Here is a 20,427-nt window from a genome sequence, read left to right on the forward strand (position 1 = left end):
ATTGATGCATCGTCAACTACTTGTAGCATTGAATCAGACTCCCGCTCCGAAAGGACAATAAATGGCCAGGCTCCCCCGCCACCATCAGTCGAGCGCGAGGTCGATGCTGCTGACGGTGCTGGGCGAGCACGTGCTGCCCTCCGATGAGCCGGCGTGGACGTCGGCGTTGCTGCACGTGATGGGCGGGCTCGGGGTGGAGGAGAAGTCGGCCAGGCAGGCGCTGGCGCGGATGGCCGCCGACGGGTGGATCGTCTCGGCACGGTCGGGGCGGCGGGTGCGGTGGTCGCTGACGCGGCGCGGCCGCGAACTGCTGACAGAGGGGGCCGAGCGGATCTACGCGTTCGGCCGTGACCGCGAGCCGTGGGACGGCCGCTGGGTGGTGCTGATCGCGACCGTGCCCGAGTCCAGGCGCGAGCTACGCCACCGGCTGCGCACCGGTCTGACGTGGGCGGGCTTCGGCAGTCCCGTGCCCGGAGTGTGGGTCAGCCCGCACGCCACCCGCGAGGCCGAGGCCAAGCAGGTGGTCGAGGGGCTGGGGCTGGATGTGGCGGTGTTCTCGTTCAACGGCCCCTACGCGGGGATCGGCTCCGAGCGGACGCTGGTGGAGCAGGCCTGGCATCTGGGGGAGCTGGCGGCGCACTACCAGGAGTTCATTCAGGAGTTCGCCGGGATGCGGCCCGAGCCGGGCGATCCGGTGCTGCTGGCGCAGGTCCGGCTCGTGCACGAGTGGCGGCGCTTCCCGATGCTCGACCCGCGCCTGCCCTTGGAGCTGTCGCCGCCGAACTGGATCGGGGTGCGCGCGGCCAACGTCTTCAACGACCTGCACGGCACCTGGCTGGCGGGGGCGCGGCGGCGGTGGGACGAGCTGCGGGACATGTGACACTTCCCTTGCGGGGCGTCAGGATAGTGTCAACTCTCTGCGGATCAACGTCGATGTCCACGCGGCCGTAGGCCATCGTCAACCCTCCGCAGGCCACCCGTACAGCGCGAACGGCTCCTCCTCCAGCACCCTGGCGATGGCCTCGGCCGGGTAGCCGATCGTGTCGTCGGGCAACTGGCCGAGCGGCCGCCAGGCGAGCGCGGCGCACTTGTGCGGCTCGGCGTTGTAGGGCTCGCCGGCCCACTTCCTGGCGAGGAAGAACAGGCCGACGCGGTCGGGGGCGCGGTGCATGACGTGGGCGAACTCCAGGTCCTCCGGCCGGATGGTGACGCCGACCTCCTCGCGGGCCTCCCTGACGGCCGCGCCGACCACCGACTCACCGGGCTCCAGGTGCCCCGAGGGCAGGTGCCATCGGCCGTCGCCGTAGCCGGTGCCAGACCGTTTGCCGAGGAGCACCGTGCCGTCACGGACGAGCATCACGTGCACGTCGACGATGGCCCGGAACCGCTCGGGACGCGCCTCACCGGCGGCCTCCAGACGCGGGCCCCCGACGGTTTTCGCATCCGCCTCCCCGAGGGCTTCCGCAATTTTCGCATCCGCCTCACCGACGGCCTCCGGGGCCGTCTCGCCGGGGCCCGACCGCGGCTTCCCGGTGTCCTCGGGGCGGCGGTCGAGTGCCTGGGCCCATTTGACGGCGACCGCGGCCACCTGGATCAGCTCGGTGCGCAGCGCCTCGGGGTCCGACTCGGCGAACGCCTCCAGAACCTCCTCGCGCAGGATGTGCCGCCAGGTCAGCTCCCCACGCCGGGCCGCCTCCTCCGTCTCCCGCCGCGCTCCGTCGGCCTCGGCCACCGCGCCCTCGGTCCCGGTGCCGTCGGGCACGGCCTGCATGCCCCACCTGGCGTCCTGCGCCGCCCGCTCGGCCGCCACGTCGCCGAGCACCCGGGCCAGCGACCCCGGCACACCCGCGTCGCCGTCGTGCGCCACTGCGGCGTCATCCCTCGTCATGGACGACGATTCTGCCCGATCCCCCCGACAGAACCCACCGGCGAAAACACCGGGCGGTCCTCACACCGGGCGGTCGTCCTCCTCCTCCGCCGACAGGTCCACCCCCGGCAGGAGCCGCCGCCAGCTCGCCCCGGAATCCTGCTCCAGTACGGCCAGCAGATCGCAGAACGCCTTGAACGTCGCCCGGGGCATCCGGAAGTACCACTCCCCCACCCGCCCGAAGCAGTGGTGCATGAAGGCCACCAGCGCGTCGTCGTCCACGAGGTACCGCCCGTCCTCGCCGGAGGCGTAGACGAACCGGATCTTGGCCAGCGCCACGTACAGCTCCTCGGCCGTCAGCGCCGCCAGCCGGAGCACCGGCCCACCGTTGTTCACCGGCCCGGCGTGATCCATCAGCCCGGGCTCGGCGAAGGCGCGCGCACCCAGCCGCCGACGCAGCGGCACGTGGCTGAAAAGCCCGCTGTGCCCGTCCATGAGGAACTCGGGAGTGCCCCCGAACACGAACCCCAGATGCGGCACTCCCCCGATGATGATGCTCAGGATCTGCTCGTAGTTGGCGTCGCGGGCCTGGGGCGAGGCGAGCCTGAACAGGTTGACCAGCTCGTCCAGGAACACGAGCACCCCGCCGTACCCGGCCATCCGGACGAACCGGCTCATCAGCGCGAGATGGTCGAGCACGGTCGAGTCATCGATGATCGACCGCACGCCGAGCGCCGACCTGGCCTCCGCCGCGGTCGGGTACTCCGCGCGCAGCCAGCGCAGCGCGGCCGACTTGAGGTGCTCGTCGCCCGTGTCGTGGCCGCGCCAGTAGGCCCCGATGACCGCGGCGAAGTCGTGGCCGCCCGGACGTACCTCCAGATGGGCCAGGCGTTCCCTGATCGCCTCGCCGGGGTCGGTGCCCGCCTGGCCGGCCTCGTCGAGCGCGGTGGACAGGAAGCGTTCTACGACGGCGGCGAGCGCGCCGCCGGTGGGTCGGGCGCGGGTGGCCATGCTGCGGGCCAGTTCGGTGTAGAGGGCGCGGGCCTGGCCCTCCTCCGAGTGCAGCCGATGGTCGGCGGTGATGTCGGCGTGCAGGGTGACCAGCCGCTTGTCCAGCGCCACCGAGCGCGCCAGGTGCAGCAGGAACGTCTTGCCCGACCCGTGCTCGCCGATGACGAGCCGGACGGCCGAGCCGCCCACCACGACCCGTTCGATGTCGCCGGTCAGAGCCGCCAGTTCGGCGGTGCGACCGGCCTGGATGTGGCGCTGCCCGATCAGCGGGACCACCCCTGCCCGCAGCGCCTTGAGGACGGCGTCGCGTTCGCGGGCGCGAACGGTCACTTCAGCATCTCCCCCAGCAGTAGCCGGTCGACCAGGATCGGGTCGTCGCCGTCGAGCAGCGGATCGCCCGCGCTCTCGTAGGCGGCCTCGTTGACGCGGTCCATCGCGCCCTCCGGCAGCAGGTGCCAGGCGTCCGCGAGCATCTCGAACTGACCCCGGGTCAGCTGCGGCTGATCGACGGCGGCCAGGGCGCGGACCAGGCCGGAGTGGCGGCTGTCCAGCCCCGCGACCGGGGGCACCGGAGGGGGCGGGGCGGCCGTGGGGAGCGGCTCACCGCCGGCGAGCAGCGAATCGAGCAGCGTCCCCACCCTGGCCGTCTCGACCAGCCTGGCGACGGCGCGCCCGTTGGACACCGTCGGGGCGCTGAGGACGGGCACACCGAAGACGGGCGCTCCCGGAACGACCTGCCGAACAGGCATGTGGAACCCGGACGGGTAAGGCATGTCGGCGCGTGCCGGAGGCACCGGCTGGGCGGGCGCGTTCGGGAAGTACGCCAGCTGGATCGGCGCATGCCGCACGGCGACGTACGGGGAGCCCCCGGTACGCCCGGCCGGCTCGGGATCCCGATCCAGCCCCAGCAGCCAGTGGATCCGGGTGAGCAGTTCGGCCTCGTCCGGCGTGAGGTGCCCGTTGGCGCCGGTGACGTCCCTCAGGAACTCCGCCACATAGCCACGCTCGGACCGGTCGATCTCCTGGACGCGAGCGGCCAGGCCAGCCAGCGGCACATCGGCCGCGAGCACCCACTCCATATGCGCACGCAGCCGGGCCCGCTCACCGGGCGTGAGACTCAGCACCCGCTCGAGATGCTCGCTCAGCCGACGGTACGCGGCCTGACGTGCCTGGTCCCTCGCGTGATCCGGCGGATTCAGCGCGTCCTCGCCCGGGGCTCTCGCGACGGCGGCCAGGTGCAGCAGTACGGTGGCCGCCCGGTACACCTCGGACGCCGCCGCGGTCGGCCCGTCCGGCGCCGCGAACAAGGCCATCACCCCAGCGCCCGGCACCGGACCGCCCAGACGCGGGTCCGGCTCGATCCCCACCCCGGCCCGCCCGAGGATCTGGGCCAGCGCGATGACGTCCTTCCTGGCGGGCTCGGGCGTGGACAGCAGGGCGACGAACTCCTCGGCGGGCACGAGCGCGGTCTCCTGCCCCGCGAGCCCGCCCAGCGCCCACCGCACCGCCCGCCCGGCCCCGCCGGAGCCCAGGTCGAGCAGCTCGGCGGGCAGCAGTGCCTGGGCCCGAACGCTCTGCTTCGCGCCGGGCAGCCGACCCAGGAAGCGGCTGTACGCCTCCAGCGCGGAGCAGCACTCCTCGGCCAGCGCGAACAGCTGCCGGGTGGGCGCGGCGAGCGTGAGCACATCGGGTACGCCCGGCAGCACCGGCGGGGCCCCGGCGAACCCGGAGCTCGCGGGCCGATACTCGAAGGCCAGCTCTTTGGATCCGGGCCGGACGACGAGCCCTTCGCCGTGACGCGCCGCGTACCGCCGCTGGAACAGCGCCCCGAACTCCGCCGGACATCTCGTCGCCGGCGCGCCCGGCCGGTAGGCCGGGTGGCCGCGCAGCCAGGCCAGCGCCCAGTCGGCGGGCACCGGTTCGCCTCGCGCGGCCAGTTCCCCCAGCCGGGCCCGCATCGCGAACGCCGCGCCGGTCACCTCGGGCTCGCACAGAGCGGCCAGCAGCTCCGCGAACGGCCCCGCGTGCCGCTGGAAGGCGTCGTGCCGGGAATAGACGCCGAGAAGGCGGCGCACCTCCTCGTGGATGACCGGCAGCTCCTCTTGGGCCGTGGAGCGGTCCAGGTGCAGGTCGTGTAGCACGCGACGTTCGAGGCCGTAGAAGTAGAGGAAAACGTAGCCGAGGGGGGTCCGCGAATAGCATCGCCCGTCGGCGAGCCAGCTCAGATAGGCGGCCCGCGACGTGGGCGGGAGAGCGGCGTAGCTGGGCCAGCGGTCGAGCCCCTGACCGTCCCAGTCCGGCTGCGTCATGTCCACCGGCAGTTCAGGGTCGATCAGCGACGGCTCCACCGACATTCCGGACGCGGACGGCAGCTCGGAGCCCACGTAGAGCAGGCCGCCGATGATGTTCAGGCCGGCGAGATGGATGGCGCTGCCGGCGGGCAGCCACGGCCCCTCCGGCGACGCGGGTGAGGCGGTCTTGGCCTGGCCGGATGACGCATGGCGGCCACGCGCGCGGTACACCACCGGCCCTCCTCCGCCTCACCACGAAATAGACAGGGATTGCACCCTAACGCCCCTGCCATTGCCCGACATATCGCTCCGGCCCCTCGTTACAATCTTGAATCCCGACCCGCCTGGCCCTTTAGCGGACTGTCCGAAAAACCTTTTCTAACCACCCCGATGACCGGGGTCGGCGGCCATTGGTAATGGAGCTTCCACGACCAGGCGCTTCCCCCGCCAAAACGGCTTACACGCCCGGAGCCGGAGGGTCCGCCAACGGTCCCGACGCGCGCCGAGGACGGCACCGGCGAGACCGCTGACGCAGGGCCGCGCCACGCATCGCCCCGGCCCCTTGACGCAGGGCCGCACCGCGCGCCACCTCACCCCTGCCGACCAGCCGCCTTTTATAGTGGCCGGGTGACCGACGACCAGCACGGACTGGCGATGAGCGGCGCAGGGGGTGCCGCCGCCCGCCACTACGACCAGGCGATCGACGAGCTGCTGCACTTCCGTGTGGAGGTCGACGTCGAGGCTACCGCCGCCCTGGCCGAGGCGCCCGACTTTCCGATGGGCCAGGTCCTGGCCGCCTACCTCGGGCTCCTGACCACGGAGGTGGCGGACGCGCGCGCCGCCAGGCAGCGGTTCGCCGCCTGGCGCGGCCGTACCGGCGCCGCCGGGCTGCTGCCTCGCGAACGCGCGCACGTCGAGGCCGTTCAGGCGCTGCTCGACGGCGACTTCCTGACCTGCGGCAGGCTCCTCGGCGCGATCACCGAGCAGTACCCGCGCGACGCCCTGGCGCTGGCGGCGGGGCACCAGGTCGACTTCTTCACCGGCGACGCCCGCTCGCTGCGCGACAGGATCGGCGGCGCGCTCAACGCCTGGCACGAGGACGACCGGCACTACGGTCACGTGCTCGGGATGTACGCCTTCGGCCTGGAGGAGTCCGGGCACTACGACCGCTCAGAAGACGTGGGACTGCGGGCGGTCGAGCTGAACGCGCGCGACGTCTGGGGCATCCACGCGGTCGTGCACACCTACGAGATGCAGGGCCGGTTCGGCGACGGCATCCGTTACCTGGACGCCCGGCTCGGCGACTGGTCGACCGGCACGTTCTTCAACGTACACACCTGGTGGCACTACGCCCTCTACGCGCTGGAGGCCGGCGACACCGGCCGCGCCCTGGCCATCTACGACGCGGCGCTGGCGGGCGGCCGGGGCTCGATGGAGCTGCTCGACGCCGCCGCGCTGCTGTGGCGGCTGCTCCTGGAGGGCTCCACCCAGCACGAACGCTGGCGGGCGCTGGCCGAGGCGTGGCCCGCCAAGGTGGCCGAGCCGTTCTACGCCTTCAACGACATGCACGCCGTCATGTCGTACGTGGGCGCGGGCCGCGTCGCGGAGGCCGAGAGGCTCATCGCGAGCCGGGAGACCTACCTCTCCGAACACCACCCGAACATCACCAACCACGCCATGACCGCCCGCGTCGGCCTGCCGGTCTGCCGGTCGCTGGTCGCCTTCGGCCGGGGCGACTTCGACGCGGTCGTGGACCTGCTCTATCCGATCAGGCATCGGGTCAACGAGTTCGGCGGCAGCCACGCGCAGCGGGACGCCGTACAGAAGACCCTCCTGGAGGCGGCCCTGCGTGGCGGCCGCAGGGATCTGGCGCGGGTGCTGGTCAGCGAGCGGATCAGCGTGCGGCCGTGCAGCCCGTTCAACTGGCTCAAGCAGGGCGCGCTCGCCGAGGCGCTCGGCGACCGCGCGGCGGCCGCGACGGCCCGCCTCCGAGCCGACGAGCTGACCCGCCGCACCTGACCCTCGGAGGTACGGCTGTCCGCCTCGTGCGGAACTGTCGGTCCCGCGCAGTAGGGTCTCCACCATGGATCGGCAACTCACCCTGATGGCCGTGCACGCCCACCCCGATGACGAATGCCTGAGCACCGGCGGCGTCTTCGCTCGTTATGCCGACGAGGGCATCCGCACGGTCCTGGTCACCTGCACCAACGGCGAGCAGGGCGACGGACCCGGCGGCGTCAAGCCCGGCGACCCCGGCCACGTCGCCGCTGAGGTGGCCGAGCGGCGGCTGGCGGAGCTGCGCGAGTCGGTGGCGCACCTGGGCATCGACCACCTGGAGCTGCTCGGCTACCGCGACTCCGGCATGGACGGCTGGGACACCAACGCGCACCCCGACGCCTTCGCCAACGTGCCCGTCGACCTGGCCGCCGGCCGGCTCGGCGAGCTCATCAAGCAGTATCGCCCGCAGGTCGTGGTCACCTATGACGAGACCGGCGGCAGCGGCTACAACCACCCCGACCACGTCCAGGCCCATCGCATCACGGTCGCCGCCGTCGAGGCGACCGGCGTCGCCGACAAGCTCTACTACACGGCCCTCCCCCGCTCGGCGATGAAGCGCATGTTCGAGCTCGTCCGCAGCAGCGGCATCGACCTGGGCGACTTCGAGCCCTCCGACGACTTCGGCACCCCCGACGAGCTCGTGACCGCCGTCGTCGACGTCGCCCCCTACGTCGAGCGCAAGCTCAAGGCGCTGCGGTCGCACGCGAGCCAGGGCGACAACATCTTCCTGTTCCAGATGCCCGAAGAGGCCCAGCAGCAGGCCTTCTCCGCCGAGGCGTTCACCCGGGTCGTCAATCATGTGACGGCGGCACCGGACCAGGAGGACGACCTGTTCGCGGGGCTGCGCTGACCTGAAAGTCCCCGCCGAGGATGCCGATGTGGACGCTTCCAACTGAGGTCATTGACGAGACAGTGCGCGGGTGAGACCTGCCACGATGGTCGTCGCGAGGATCCGAGATCGGGTCGGCCGCTCGAGCAACCAGGATCCGGCTCAGGAGAGCGTCGGCAGTTCCCCCGACCCCCGGACGATCAGCCGGGTGGGCACCAGCGGCCGCCGGGCGCGGGAGCGGTCGCCGTCCAGGCGGGACAGCACCAGCTCCGCCGCCACCTCCCCGATGGCCGCCGGATCCTGCGCCACGACGGTGAGCGGCGGGTCCAGGACCTCCGCCAGCGGCAGGTCGTCGAACCCCACCAGCGCCACGTCTCGCCGCCCCGCCCGGGCCAGTGCGACCACCGCCCCCATGGAGGCCAGGTTGTTGGCCGCGAACAGGGCCGTGGGCGGGCGGTCGAGGGCGAGCAGGCGCAGGGTGGCCGCGCGGGCCGCCTCCTGGTCGTGGCCCGTCTCCACCAGGGCGCGGTCGAACGGCAGGCCCGCCTGCTCCAGGGCGTCGCGGTAGCCCTGGAAGCGTTCGCGGCGGGTGTAGAGGGTGGCCGGCAGGTCACCGATGAAGCCGATGCGGCGGTGGCCGTACCCGATCAGGTGCTCGATGCCGGCCTGCGCGCCGGCCCGGTTGCCGCTGACCACGCTGTCGGCCGTCAGGCCGACGGCCGGGCGGTCGAGGAAGACGATGGGCAGGCCGGCGACGCGCTCCGTACGCAGATAGCGGTGGTCGCTGCCGGCCGAGGGGACCACGATGAGGGCGCTGACCCGCCGGGCCAGGAAGGTGGCGATCAGGGACTGCTCCAGCTCGGCGGTCTCGCTGGAGGAGCCGACGATGAGGGTCAGGCCGCGGGCCCGGACGGCGTTCTCGATGCCGCCCGCCACCGTGCCGAAGAACGGGTTGCCCATCTCGGGGATGACCAGCCCGATCGCGGCGTCCCTGGCGCCGACCCGCATGTTGCGCGCCATCAGGTTGGGCTGGTAGCCCAGCCTGCGGACCGCGGCCATGACGCGTTCGCGCGTCTCGATGGCCACGGGTCCGTCGTCGTTGAGCACCCGTGAGACGGTCTTGGCGGTGACGCCCACCTCACGGGCCACGTCAGTCATGGTGGGACGCCGCATTTCGACCATGCTAGAGGCCGATCGCCTCCGCCGCGTCCTTGTCCGTCACGACCGACTTGCCCTCCGACACCTGGAGTGCTCCGGTCATGATGGCGACGACCTCGGCCATGCTGTGGTCGCCCGGCTTGATCTGGGCGACGCGGCGGCCGAGCCGCTGGACGTGGATGCGGTCGGCGATCTCGAAGACGTGCGGCATGTTGTGACTGATCAGGACGACGGGCATGCCGCGGTCGCGGACCCGCTTGATCATGTCCAGCACCTGCCCCGACTCCTTGACGCCGAGCGCGGCGGTCGGCTCGTCCATGACCACGACGTGGGAGGCCCACGCCACGGCCCTGGCCACGGCCACACCCTGCCGCTGGCCGCCGGACAGCGACTCGACGGGCTGGGTGAGCGAGCGCAGACCGATCTTCAGGTCGGCCATGTGCTTGGCCGACTCCTCGCGCATCCGCTTCTTGTCGAGCATCCGGAAGATCGCGCCGAGCGGTCCGGGCTTGCGGAGTTCGCGGCCGAGGAACATGTTCGTCGCGATGTCGAGCGAGGCGGCGACGGCGAGCTCCTGGTAGACGGTCTCGATGCCGAGCCGGCGCGCTTCCAGGGGGTCGCGGATGCGGACGGGCTTGCCGTCGAGCAGGATCTCGCCCTCGTCGGGCTGCAACGCGCCGGTCAGCGCCTTGATCAGGCTGGTCTTGCCGGCGCCGTTGTCGCCGATGACGGCGAGCACCTCGCCGGGCATCAGGTCGAAGTCGGCGCCGTCGAGCGCGACCACGTGGCCGTATCGCTTGACCAGGCCGCGGGCCTGGAGCACGGGGGTCATCGGGTCCTCCTGCGGGAGAGCTGGTCGACGGCGACGGCGAGGATCACCAGGATGCCGGTGATGAGCGTCTGGTAAATCGACGGTACGCCCATGAGCTGCAGGCCGTTACGGAAGACCCCCACGATGAGCGCGCCGATCAGCGTGCCGAGCACCAGGCCCCGGCCGCCGAACAGGCTGGTCCCGCCGAGTACGACCGCGGTGATGCTGTCGAGGTTGTCCGTCTGACCGGCCTGCGGGTCGCCCACGCCGGTCCTGGAGACGAGCAGCAGGGCGGCGATGCCGTACACGAGGCCCGCGACGGTGTAGACGCCGATCGTCAGCCGCTGCGTGCGGATGCCGGTCAGCCGCGCGACCTCCTGGCTGTTGCCGAGCGCGTACACGTGCCGGCCCCACGCGGTGTACCCGAGCAGGTAGGCGAAGAGCAGGAACAGCAGGATCGTGAGCAGCGACCCGTAGGTGACGTTCGTGCCGCCGACCCTGAACGTCTGCCCCAGGAAGGTCAGCGCGTTCGGCAGGTCGGTGACCGTCTGGTCCCCGGAGTAGATGTGGGTCAGCGCGAACACCACGTTCAGCATGCCCAGCGTGACGATGAACGGCGGCAGCGAGATCCGGGTCACCAGCAGCCCGTTGGCCAGCCCGAACGCGGCGCAGACGGCGAGTCCGGCGGCGACCGCGAGCAGCGGGGGCAGGCCGCTGCCGACGGCCAGCTTGGTCATCACGATGCCGCCGAACGCCATGATCGCGCCGTTGGACAGGTCGATGCCGGCGGTCAGGATGATGAGCGTCTGGCCGATGGCGAGCGTGCCGACGACCATCACCTGCTGGATGATCAGGGAGAAGTTGCCGCCGGTGAGGAACTGGTCGCTGTTGACCGCGAAGAACACGCAGGCCAGCACGAGCGCGGCCAGCGGTCCCGCCGTCGGTGTGGTGATGATGCGGCGCGGCAGCGTCGCTTCCATGACGGCCATGTCAGCCCCAGCAGTTCGCCAGGCCGAAGGTGGTGTCCTTGGACTCCACTCCCGGAACGGCCTTGTCGGTGATCAGGGTGACGCCGGTGTCGATGTAGCCCTTGGGCTTGGCCCCGCCCTTGGCGAAATCGGCGACGGCCTTGACGCCGTCCTCGGCCATCTTCAGCGGGTACTGCTGCGAGGTCGCGGCGATCTGCCCGCTCTTCACGGCCTTGACGCCGGTGCAGCCGCCGTCCACCGAGACGATCAGCACCTCCTTCTCGCGGCCCTTGGCCTTGAGCGCGGTGTAGGCGCCGAGCGCGGCGGGCTCGTTGATGGTGTAGACGAGGTTGATGTCGGGCGCCTTCTGCAGGCAGTTCTCCATCGCCTCCTGGCCCTTGGACTGGTCACCTCGGGTGTCCTGGGAGCAGGCGATGGACGGGTCGCCGTTGGCGATGCCGAAGCCCTTGAGGAAGCCGTCGTGGCGCAGCTGGCCGACCGTGATGCCGGGGGCCAGGTCCAGCGTGGCGATCTTGGCGGTCTTGCCGGCCATGGCGCCCTTGGCGTACTGGCCGATCAGCTCGCCCGCCTTGAGGTTGTCGGTGGCGAACAGCGCGTCGGTGGCGTCCTGCGGGTCCGTCGGCGTGTCCAGCGCGATCACCACGACGCCGGCGTCCCTGGCCTTCTTGATCGCGGGCACGATCGCCTTGGTGTCGTTGGGCGTGATGAGGATGCCCTTCACCCCGGCCGCGACCATGTTCTCAATGGCAGTGAGCTGGGAGGCGTTGTCACCGTCGAACTTGCCCGCCGCGGTCATCAGCTCCAGACCCGACGTCTTGGCGGCCTGCTGCGCGCCTTCCTTCATCTTGACGAAGAACGGGTTGGTCTCCGTCTTCGTGATCAGCCCGACCTTGTTGGTGCTGGTGGAGGCCTTCTGCTCGTTGCCGCCACAGCCGGTGACGAGGAGCGCGGCGGCCAGAAGTCCGGCCGAGAGCCTAGCAATCATGGTGGCTTCCTATCAGGGATGATTCAATGTCATCGTTGACATATGTCAACGTTGACATTCGCCGTGCTGCGATGATGGACTCCCTTTCTAGAAACGTCAATGCCCCCTGGGTGTAACAAATCTGCAAACATGGCTGAAAGGTTGGCCCTGATGATCGCTGTCCTGGGCGAATGCGTCGCGGACGCCTTCGCCGACCGGCGCCCCGGCGAGCTGGAGCTCCGGGTTCTGCCGGGCGGCGGACCCGCCAACACGGCGGTGGCTCTGGCCCGGCTCGGCACCCCGACGCGGTTCCTGGGGCGCGTGTCGGCGGACGTGTTCGGCGAGCTGTTCCGCGAGCACCTCGCCTCCTCCGGGGTGGACCTGTCGGCCTGCGTGCCGGCCGCCGAGCCGAGCACGCTGGCGGTGGCCTCGCTCGACGAGCGGGGCCAGGCGGCCTACAGCTTCCACGCCGAGGGCACCGCCGACTGGCAGTGGACGGCCGAAGAGCTGGCCGCCGTCGACCCAAGCGGATGGTCCTGCCTGCACACGGGGTCTCTGGCGCTGGTCAGGCAGCCGGGCAGCGCCGCGGTGGAATCGTTCGCGGCGGACGCCCGCGCGCACGCGACGGTCTCGATCGATCCGAACGTACGGCCCAGCCTGGCCGGCCGGGACGCCTACCCGGTGGAGCGGTGGTGCGCGGTGGCCGACATCCTCAAGCTCAGCGACGACGACCTGTCCTTCCTGATGCCGGATCAGCCGTTGGAACGTGCCTGCGACGCCTGGCACGCGGCCGGGGCCAAGCTGATCGTGATCACCCGGGGCGCGGACGGCGCGCTGGTGTCGCTGGACGGGGAGCGCACGACCGTACGGGCGCCCCAGGTCAAGGTCGTCGACACCGTGGGGGCCGGTGACTCCTTCACCGCCGGGCTGCTGCACCGGCTGGGCGTGCGAGGGCTGCTCGGCGGCCGGCTGGACGGGCTGGACCTGGAGACGGCCGCCGACGCCGCCGCCTTCGCGTCCCGGGTGGCGGCGCTGACCTGCTCGGTCGCGGGGGCCAACCCGCCGTGGGCGCACCAGCTCAACGAGACCGCCGGGCGGTGACGTCGTACGGGGCCCGGGAGTACAGAGGATCCGGCCGTACGGACGATCCGGCCCGGCGGCGCGGTCGGTTCAGGAACCGGCGGGCCAGGTGATCTGCCCGGAGTGGTAGTAGTTCACCCCCTGGACGCGCCAGCGCGGCCCCTGGGCGCCGAGCCGCTGCTTGAAGGCGGTCCAGTCGTGCTTGGCGTACGGGGACCAGCCCAGCTCGGCGATGGCGGGCAGGCGCGGGAAGGCCATGTACTCGATGTCGGCCGACGTCCTGATCGTCTCGGTCCACAGCGGCGCCTCCACGCCCAGGACCTGCTGGGCCGGCAGGCCGGTCAGGTAGGCGCCCGGGTTCCAGCCGTAGGCGTCCTTGACCTCGATCAGCCCGGCCCAGTCCTGGCCGAGCGGGGTGCGCCGGTTGTACTTCATGTCGAGGTAGGCGCGGCTGGCCGGGGACATGATGACCTTCCGCCCGGCGCCCGCGACGGCGCTGTCGTCCGGCGTGGTGCCCCAGTACTGGGCGACCGTGGAGGGCAGCGGCGTCGCCTTGACGATGTCGTGCCAGCCGATGACGGTCTTGCCGTGCGCGGCGGCGATGGCCTGCGCCCGGTTCATGAACGCGGCGTAGTCGGCCGGCTTGGTGGAGCTGGCCTCGTCGCCGCCGAGGTGCAGGTAGGGGCCGGGGGTGAGCGCGGCCAGCTCGCCGAGCACCTGGTCGAGGAAGGTGTAGGTGAGCTCCTTCGAGGTGCACAGCGAGCTGAAGCCGACGTCGGTGCCGGTGTAGAGGGGCGGCGCGACGCCGTCGCAGTTCAGCTCGGCGTAGGAGGCCAGGGCGGCGTTCGTGTGCCCTGGCAGGTCGATCTCGGGCACGACCGTGATGTTGCGGGCCGCGGCGTAGGTCACGAGCTCCTGGTACTGGGCCTTGGTGTAGTAGCCGCCCGGATCGCCGCCGACGGCGGTGCTGCCGCCGTAGGTGGCCAGCCTGGGCCAGGAGTCGATGACGATCCGCCAGCCCTGGTCGTCGGAGAGGTGCAGGTGCAGGTAGTTGATCTTGTAGAGGGCGATCTGGTCGATGTACCGCTGGACGGCGGCCAAGGGGAAGAAGTGGCGGGCGACGTCGAGCATGGCGCCGCGATAGGCGTAGCGCGGCGCGTCGGTGATCCGCCCGCCCTGCACGGGCCACGGTCCCGGCTGGACGCTCGCGCTGTCGGCCGCGTACGGCAGCAGCTGCCGCAGCGTCTGCACCCCGTTGAACAGCCCGGCGGCCGCGTTGGCCAGCACGGTGATCCCGGTGGCGGTCACGTCGAGGCGGTAGGCCTCCGCGCCGCCGCTCACGCTGCCCAGCCGCAGCGAGATGCCGCCGGCGGGCGGCGTGGCGACGATCGGCACGGGGTAGCCGGTCGAGCGCCGCAGCTGCCGGGCGAGCTGCTCGCCGACGGCGGGGACGTCGGTGTAGAGGCTGGTGGCCGAGGTGATCCGGTACGTGACTCCCGTGGCGGGCGTCGCGCTGACCGGCGCGGGGAGCACGCCGCCGAAGCTCAGGGGCGCGGCGGCGCGCGCGCTCGGGGAGGCGGAGACCGACGTGGCGACGAGCGCCGCCACCAGGATCAGCACTGTGCGCAGGCTCATGGCCTCACCATACGGACGTGATCCGCGCTAGTAAAGAAACTTTCCAAATAACGCTTGCACGCGCTCGGCCAGTGGTCTTTAAGAGCCTCGCAACCACCGCGCCCAACCATCGGAGAGTCACTAAGCGATATCCACTCGGCCGCCAGACGAGGACAGAGATATGCGACGCCTTCTCGGGGTCATCACCCCGTTAGTCATCGGCCTGCTCTCCGCGGGTCTGGTCGCCGCCGCGCCCGCGACGGCACAGCCCGCGCGGACGGCCGACACACCGCCCGGCCTGAGCGCCTACTACGGCCAGCGGCTCGCCTGGACCCCCTGCAAGCAGGGTTTCCAGTGCGCGAAGCTCAAGGTGCCGCTCGACTACACCAAGCCGTCGGGCAAGCGGATCGAGATCGCCGTGATCAAACTGCCGGCGAAGGGCGCCAAGCGCCTGGGCTCCGTGGTGATCAACTTCGGCGGCCCCGGCGGATCGGGCGTCGACCTGCTGAGAGGCACCGCGAAGGTGAAGTTCACCGCCGCCCTCCGCTCGCGCTTCGACCTGGTCAGCTTCGATCCGCGCGGCGTGGGCGCCTCCACCCCCGTGCGCTGCATGTCCACTCAGGTGGCCGACTGGTATCACTCCGTCGACTACACCCCGGACTCCAAGGCCGAGGTGAAGATGTACAACTACGCGCAGCTGCGGCTCGCGCAGGCGTGTCAGGCCGGCTCCGGCGCGCTCCTGCCCTTCCTGGGCACGCCGAACGCCGCGCGCGACATGGACGTGCTGCGCGCCGGTCTCGGCGAGTCGCGCATGACCTACCTCGGCTTCTCCTACGGCACCCTGCTCGGCGCCACGTACGCCAACCTGTTCCCGGCCAGGGTGCGCGCGATGGTGCTCGACGGCGCCGAGGACCCCACGACGACGGCGACGGAGTTCGGCGCGGGCCAGCAGGACGGCTTCGGCGTGGCCTTCGAGTCCTTCGCGCGGGACTGCTTCACGCACAAGGACTGCCCCTTCAAGAAGCACACGGTCACCGCGGTCACCAAGCAGATGCGCGCCCTGTACGACCGGACCGAGAAGGCGCCGCTGGTCAACACCTACGACGGCAGGCAGGCCACGCAGGCGATCGTGTACACCGGCCTCAACAGCCTCCTGTACGACCAGCGGTCGTGGCCGGCCCTGCGGCAGGCGCTCGGCACGGCCTTCAAGGGCGACGGCACGCTCCTGCTGCAGTACGCCGACCAGTACAACGAGCGCGGCCCCGACGCGACCTACGCCAACATGATGGAGGCGCACGCGGCCATCGACTGCCTCGACCACCCGACCTGGCGGCGAGCGGTGCGCCAGGCCAAGGCGATCGGCTCCGGCAAGGTCGTGGCCAGCGCGTGCGACTTCTGGCCGGTCAGGAGCAAGACGGTCAACAGGGCCATCCACGCCAAGGGCGCGCCGCCCATCCTGGTGGTCGGCACCCTGCGCGATCCCGCCACGCCGTACAAGTGGGCCAAGGCGCTGGCCGCCCAGCTGTCCTCGGGCGTGCTGCTGAGCTTCGACGGCGACGGCCACACCGCCTACGGCACCGGCTCGGCCTGCGTGAACACCTCCGTCGACCGCTACCTGATCACCCGGGTGCCGCCGCGTGACGGGAAGATGTGCCCGAAGATCTGACCCGGCCCCGGTCGTGCGCGACCGGGGTCAGCTACTGTCGTCGTCGCCCTTGGCCGAGCGGTCCATCGCCGGTTGGACGAACCAGGTCCACACGGCCAGCGCGGCGATGACGGCGGCCGTGATCAGCGCCACCGTGCTGTGGAAGAGGTAGTCGACCACCAGCATGGTGGCCGCGGTCATCGAGACGGCCAGGGCCAGCGCCCCGGCGATGCCGTACATGTTGGAGCGGCGGACCAGCATCTCCTTCAGCCCCTGGCGGAAGAGCACCCGGTGCTGGGCGGCCGGGGCGATGTAGCAGATCGACGCGACCGCGGCACTGACCAGCGCCACGTAGAACAGCCGCCGGTCGGCCAGGCTCAGCTTGTCGAACCCCTGCGAGAACGGGACCGTCAGCAGGAACGCGAACAGCACCTGTACGCCCGTCACCGCCACCCGTGCGCTCTGCAGCAGCTCCACGAAGTTGCGATCGGCCCGCTCCTTCTGAGTTTCCCTGTCCGGTTCCATGTGCCTTCATCTACCTAGATCAGGGAATTTCATGCGAAAGTTCGATCTATTCGCGCAAGACCAGCTTTAGGCGAGCAGGCGGGCAGGGGTGATCGGCAGGTCGCGCACGCGGATGCCGGTCGCGTGATAGACCGCGTTGCCGATGGCGGCCGCGGTGCCGACGATGCCGATCTCGCCGATGCCCTTGGTGCCCATCGGGTTGAGGTGCCGGTCGTCCTCCTCGATCCAGGCCGCGTCGATCCGCTCGATGTCCGCGCACACCGGGACGTGGTATTGGGCCAGGTCGTGGTTGCTGAACCCGCCGAACTCGTCGTCGATGACGCTCTCCTCCATCAACGCCATGCCCACGCCCATCGTCATGCCGCCGACGAACTGGGACGTGGCCAGCTGCTCGTCGATGATCCGCCCGGCGGCGAAGATGCCCAGCAGGTGCGACACGCGGATCTCACCGGTGTCCATGTCCACCCGCACCCGGGCGAACTGGGCGCCGAAGGCGTGCCTGGCCAGGTCCTGCTGCGCCTTGAGGGCGTCGGTGGTGTCGGCGGCCCCGTGCTTGCCGTCGCGCAGCGCCTCCTCGCAGGCGGCCACCACGGCCGACCCCCAGGAGGCGGTGCCCATGGAGCCGCCGGCCACCGGGGCCGGGGGCAGATCGCTGTCGCCCAGCTCGATCCGTACCTGGTCGGGCGGGACGCCGAGCGCGGTCGCGGCGATCTTGGTCAGCGCGGTGCGGGCGCCGGTGCCGAGGTCGACGGCGGCCACGCGGACGACATAGCCGCCGTTCTCGACGGTGGCGGTGGCCTGGGACGGGCGCCGGAAGGCCGGGAAGGTGGAGGAGGCGACGCCGGTGCCGATGAGCCAGCGCCCCTGGCGGCGGACACCCGGCGTCGGGTCGCGCCCCTCCCAGCCGAACCGGCGGGCGCCCTCCAGCAGGCAGGCCACCAGGTTGCGGGAGCTGAACGGCAGGCCGCTCTCCGGCTCGGTCTCCGCGTCGTTGAGCACGCGCAGCTCGACGGGGTCCAGGCCGGTGGCGATGGCCAGCTCGTCCATGGCCGACTCCAGCGCGTACATGCCGGGGCATTCGCCCGGGGCGCGCATCCACGACGGGGTGGCGACGTCCAGCCGGACCAGCCGGTGGGCCGTGCGCAGCGCGGGCGTCTCGTACATGGTGCGGGCCGGGGTGGCGGTCTGCTCGGCGAACTCGACCAGCGTCGAGCTCTGCTCGGCGACCTCGTGCTCGACGGCGGTGAGGCGGCCGTCGGCGTCGGCGCCGAGCCGGACCCGCTGGATCGTCGGCGTCCGGTAGCCGGTGACGTCGAAGAGCTGCTGCCGGGTCAGCGCCACCTTCACCGGCCGCCCGACGGCCCGCGCCGCCAGGACGGCGAGCATGGTGCCGGGACGGATGGTGCCCTTGGACCCGAAGCCGCCGCCGATGTGGCGGCACACCACGCGCACCCGCTCGGCGGGCAGGCCGAGCGTCTTGGCGATCATGGCGCGGGCCGTGGACACGCCCTGCGTCGAGTCGTAGACGGTCAGGTCGCCGTCACCGCTCCAGACGGCGAGCGTGGCGTGCGGCTCCATCGGGTTGTTGTGCACGGCCGGGGTCGTGTACGTCACGTCCACGGTGACGGCCGCCTCGGCCAGCCCGGCCGCCAGGTCGCCCTTCTCGGTGTCGGCCGGGTAGAACGGGTTCACCTTCTCCGGCCGGTAGAGCCCGGGATGATCCCCCCGCAGCCGTACGTCGTGCGGGTCCTCCTCGTAGGTGACCCGCACCTCCCGCGCGGCCGCGCGGGCGTTCTCGTAGGTGTCGGCGACGACGGCGGCGACGAACTGCCCCCGGTAGGCGACCTCGCGGCGCTGGAACAGCGCGAGCTCCGGGTCCGCGTCGGGGGCCAGCTCGGGCGGATCCTCGCTGGACAGTACGGCCAGCACGCCCGGCAGGACGAGCGCTCCCGCCGCGTCGATCGAGGTGATGCGCCCCCTGACGATCCCGGCCTGGACCGGGTAGGCGTAGGTGACGCCCTCGATCGGGTATTCGGCCGAGTAGGTCGCGCGGCCGGTGACCTTGTCGTGCCCCTCGATCCTGGTCATGGTGCCAGCTCCAGCAGGGTGCGGACGATGAGGTTGCGGGCCAGTGGCACCTTGTGCGCGTTGCGCGGCAGCGGGCGGGCCTGCTCCAGCTCGGCCTCGGCGGCCCGGGTGAAGCTCTCCTCGCCCGCCGGGGCGCCGCGCAGCGCCCGCTCGGCGCGCTCGCACCGCCACGGGGCGTGCGCCACCGCGCCGAGCGCGATCCGGCAGTCGCGTACGGTCCCGTCCGCCGCGACGTCGAGGGCGGCGGCGATCGACATCAGCGCGAACGCGAACGAGGCGCGCTCGCGGACCTTGCGGTAATGGGAGGCTCCCGGTGGCGGTGCGGGCAGGTGTACGGCGGTGACCAGCTCGCCGGGCTCCACCACGGTGTCGCGCTCGGGCTCGTCCCCGGGCAGCCGGTGCAGCCCCGGCATCGGGATCACCCGGTCGCCGCCGGGCCCGGTGACGTGCACGCGGGCGTCGAGCGCGGCCAGCGCCACCGCCATGTCGGACGGGTGAGTGGCCACGCACGCGGGGGAATGTCCGAGGATGGCGAGGTTGCTGTGGTCGCCGCCGATCGCCGGGCAGCCGGATCCGGGCTGCCGCTTGTTGCACGGTTTGGAGACGTCCTGGAAGTACGGGCAGCGGGTGCGTTGCAGCAGGTTGCCGCCCACGGTCGCCATGTTGCGGATCTGCCCGGACGCCCCGGCCAGCACCGCCCGCGCCAGCATCGGGTAGCGCTCGCGGACCAGCGGGTGGGCGCCGAGGTCGCTGTTGCGCACGGCGGCGCCGACGCGCAGCCCGTCGCCGTCGGGCTCGATCCGGTCGAGCGGCAGCCGGCTCACGTCCACCAGGAACTCGGGCTCGGCCACGCCCAGACGCATGAGGTCGACGAGGTTGGTGCCGCCGCCCAGGTACATCGTGCCGGGCCGGAACCTGGCCACGGCGTCGGCGGGGTCGCCGGCCCGCGCGTACTCGAAGGGTCTCATCGCGCCACCTCCGCGATCGCGGTGACGATGTTCGGGTAGGCGCCGCACCGGCACAGGTTGCCGCTCATCCGCTCGCGGATCTCCTCAGCCGTCAGCGCCGGGTCGCCGGCCAGGTCCTCGGTGACGGCGCTCGGCCCGCCCTCGGCCAGCATCCCGGCGGCCGAGCAGAGCTGGCCGGGGGTGCAGTAACCGCATTGGAAGGCGTCATGCTCGATGAAGGCGGCCTGGAGCGGGTGCGGCCGGTCGCCGTCCGCCAGGCCCTCGACGGTGGTGATGTCCGATCCGTCCTGCGCCACGGCCAGCGCCAGGCAGGCGTTGGCCCGCCGGCCGTCGATCAGCATGGTGCACGCGCCGCACTGGCCGTGATCGCACCCCTTCTTCGAGCCGGTCAGCCCGAGCCGCTCGCGCAGCAGGTCCAGCAGCGAGACGCGCGGGTCCACCTCCACGGTCCGCCGCGAACCGTTGACCCGCAGGGTGATCTCCATAGGCGCTCGCCTACCCGGTGCGCGGACGGCTCAACCTCACGTCG

17 protein-coding genes are annotated in these 20,427 nt (G+C 71.7%); 5 read left to right on the forward strand and 12 right to left on the reverse strand.

What is annotated here, in order from left to right; genetic code table 11:
* The first annotated feature begins 61 nt into the window (after nt 1–61).
* Nucleotides 62–880 (forward strand): PaaX family transcriptional regulator C-terminal domain-containing protein, encoded by an 819-nt coding sequence (locus tag AB0B61_RS19465; protein WP_358433332.1) that lies wholly within the window; start codon nt 62–64, stop codon nt 878–880.
* Nucleotides 881–958: 78 nt separating this feature from the next.
* Here the strand turns inward: AB0B61_RS19465 and AB0B61_RS19470 are convergent, their stop codons facing one another.
* Genes AB0B61_RS19470 through AB0B61_RS19480 form a run of 3 tightly spaced genes read right to left on the reverse strand, consistent with a single transcriptional unit; the run spans nt 959 to nt 5,403 of the window.
* On the reverse strand, nt 959–1,888 hold the full coding sequence (locus AB0B61_RS19470) for an NUDIX domain-containing protein (RefSeq protein ID WP_358433335.1): 930 nt from the start codon (nt 1,886–1,888) through the stop codon (nt 959–961).
* Between the two features lie 60 nt (nt 1,889–1,948).
* A complete protein-coding gene (locus AB0B61_RS19475) occupies nt 1,949–3,208 on the reverse strand; it encodes an ATP-binding protein (protein ID WP_358433337.1) in 1,260 nt (419 codons plus the stop codon).
* A complete protein-coding gene (locus tag AB0B61_RS19480) occupies nt 3,205–5,403 on the reverse strand; it encodes a TerB N-terminal domain-containing protein (protein WP_358433340.1) in 2,199 nt (732 codons plus the stop codon). Before AB0B61_RS19480 ends, AB0B61_RS19475 begins: the two co-directional genes overlap by 4 nt.
* Before the next feature lie 393 nt (nt 5,404–5,796).
* Between AB0B61_RS19480 and AB0B61_RS19485 the strand changes: the two genes are divergently transcribed.
* A complete protein-coding gene (locus AB0B61_RS19485; protein ID WP_358433343.1) occupies nt 5,797–7,188 on the forward strand; it encodes a tetratricopeptide repeat protein in 1,392 nt (463 codons plus the stop codon).
* A gap of 64 nt (nt 7,189–7,252) precedes the next feature.
* Nucleotides 7,253–8,077 carry a PIG-L family deacetylase gene (locus AB0B61_RS19490; protein WP_358433346.1) on the forward strand — a complete coding sequence of 275 codons (825 nt, stop codon included), beginning with the start codon at nt 7,253–7,255 and terminating at the stop codon, nt 8,075–8,077.
* 141 nt (nt 8,078–8,218) lie between these two features.
* Here the strand turns inward: AB0B61_RS19490 and AB0B61_RS19495 are convergent, their stop codons facing one another.
* Genes AB0B61_RS19495 through AB0B61_RS19510 form a run of 4 tightly spaced genes read right to left on the reverse strand, consistent with a single transcriptional unit; the run spans nt 8,219 to nt 11,999 of the window.
* On the reverse strand, nt 8,219–9,229 hold the full coding sequence (locus AB0B61_RS19495; protein ID WP_358433349.1) for a LacI family DNA-binding transcriptional regulator: 1,011 nt from the start codon (nt 9,227–9,229) through the stop codon (nt 8,219–8,221).
* 10 nt (nt 9,230–9,239) lie between these two features.
* Nucleotides 9,240–10,046: an ATP-binding cassette domain-containing protein gene (locus tag AB0B61_RS19500; RefSeq protein WP_358433351.1), complete on the reverse strand. Its 807-nt coding sequence runs from the start codon at nt 10,044–10,046 to the stop codon at nt 9,240–9,242.
* On the reverse strand, nt 10,043–11,005 hold the full coding sequence (locus tag AB0B61_RS19505) for an ABC transporter permease (protein ID WP_358433354.1): 963 nt from the start codon (nt 11,003–11,005) through the stop codon (nt 10,043–10,045). The genes AB0B61_RS19500 and AB0B61_RS19505 overlap by 4 nt, the downstream gene beginning before the upstream one ends.
* A gap of 10 nt (nt 11,006–11,015) precedes the next feature.
* A complete protein-coding gene (locus AB0B61_RS19510) occupies nt 11,016–11,999 on the reverse strand; it encodes a sugar ABC transporter substrate-binding protein (protein ID WP_358433357.1) in 984 nt (327 codons plus the stop codon).
* Between the two features lie 150 nt (nt 12,000–12,149).
* Between AB0B61_RS19510 and AB0B61_RS19515 the strand changes: the two genes are divergently transcribed.
* Nucleotides 12,150–13,079 carry a carbohydrate kinase gene (locus AB0B61_RS19515; protein ID WP_358433359.1) on the forward strand — a complete coding sequence of 310 codons (930 nt, stop codon included), beginning with the start codon at nt 12,150–12,152 and terminating at the stop codon, nt 13,077–13,079.
* A gap of 69 nt (nt 13,080–13,148) precedes the next feature.
* On the opposite strand, the gene AB0B61_RS19520 is transcribed toward AB0B61_RS19515, so the two are convergent.
* Complete coding sequence (locus AB0B61_RS19520) at nt 13,149–14,693, reverse strand: beta-N-acetylhexosaminidase (protein ID WP_358433362.1); 1,545 nt, start codon at nt 14,691–14,693, stop codon at nt 13,149–13,151.
* A 160-nt stretch (nt 14,694–14,853) separates the two neighbouring features.
* On the opposite strand from AB0B61_RS19520, the gene AB0B61_RS19525 reads away from it, so the two are divergent.
* Complete coding sequence (locus tag AB0B61_RS19525) at nt 14,854–16,338, forward strand: alpha/beta hydrolase (RefSeq protein WP_358433365.1); 1,485 nt, start codon at nt 14,854–14,856, stop codon at nt 16,336–16,338.
* A 27-nt stretch (nt 16,339–16,365) separates the two neighbouring features.
* Here AB0B61_RS19525 and AB0B61_RS19530 read toward each other — a convergent pair whose 3' ends face one another.
* The 4 genes from AB0B61_RS19530 to AB0B61_RS19545 form a co-directional block, all read right to left on the reverse strand.
* On the reverse strand, nt 16,366–16,842 hold the full coding sequence (locus tag AB0B61_RS19530) for a DUF6328 family protein (protein WP_358433368.1): 477 nt from the start codon (nt 16,840–16,842) through the stop codon (nt 16,366–16,368).
* Nucleotides 16,843–16,908: 66 nt separating this feature from the next.
* Nucleotides 16,909–18,930: a xanthine dehydrogenase family protein molybdopterin-binding subunit gene (locus tag AB0B61_RS19535; protein WP_358433370.1), complete on the reverse strand. Its 2,022-nt coding sequence runs from the start codon at nt 18,928–18,930 to the stop codon at nt 16,909–16,911.
* Nucleotides 18,927–19,898 (reverse strand): xanthine dehydrogenase family protein subunit M, encoded by a 972-nt coding sequence (locus AB0B61_RS19540; protein WP_358433373.1) that lies wholly within the window; start codon nt 19,896–19,898, stop codon nt 18,927–18,929. The genes AB0B61_RS19535 and AB0B61_RS19540 overlap by 4 nt, the downstream gene beginning before the upstream one ends.
* A complete protein-coding gene (locus tag AB0B61_RS19545) occupies nt 19,895–20,383 on the reverse strand; it encodes a 2Fe-2S iron-sulfur cluster-binding protein (protein WP_358433375.1) in 489 nt (162 codons plus the stop codon). Before AB0B61_RS19545 ends, AB0B61_RS19540 begins: the two co-directional genes overlap by 4 nt.
* Between the last annotated feature and the right edge of the window lie 44 nt (nt 20,384–20,427).

The sequence above is a fragment of the Nonomuraea sp. NPDC049158 genome, from assembly GCF_040648335.1.
In the GTDB taxonomy this organism is placed as follows: Bacteria; Actinomycetota; Actinomycetes; order Streptosporangiales; family Streptosporangiaceae; genus Nonomuraea.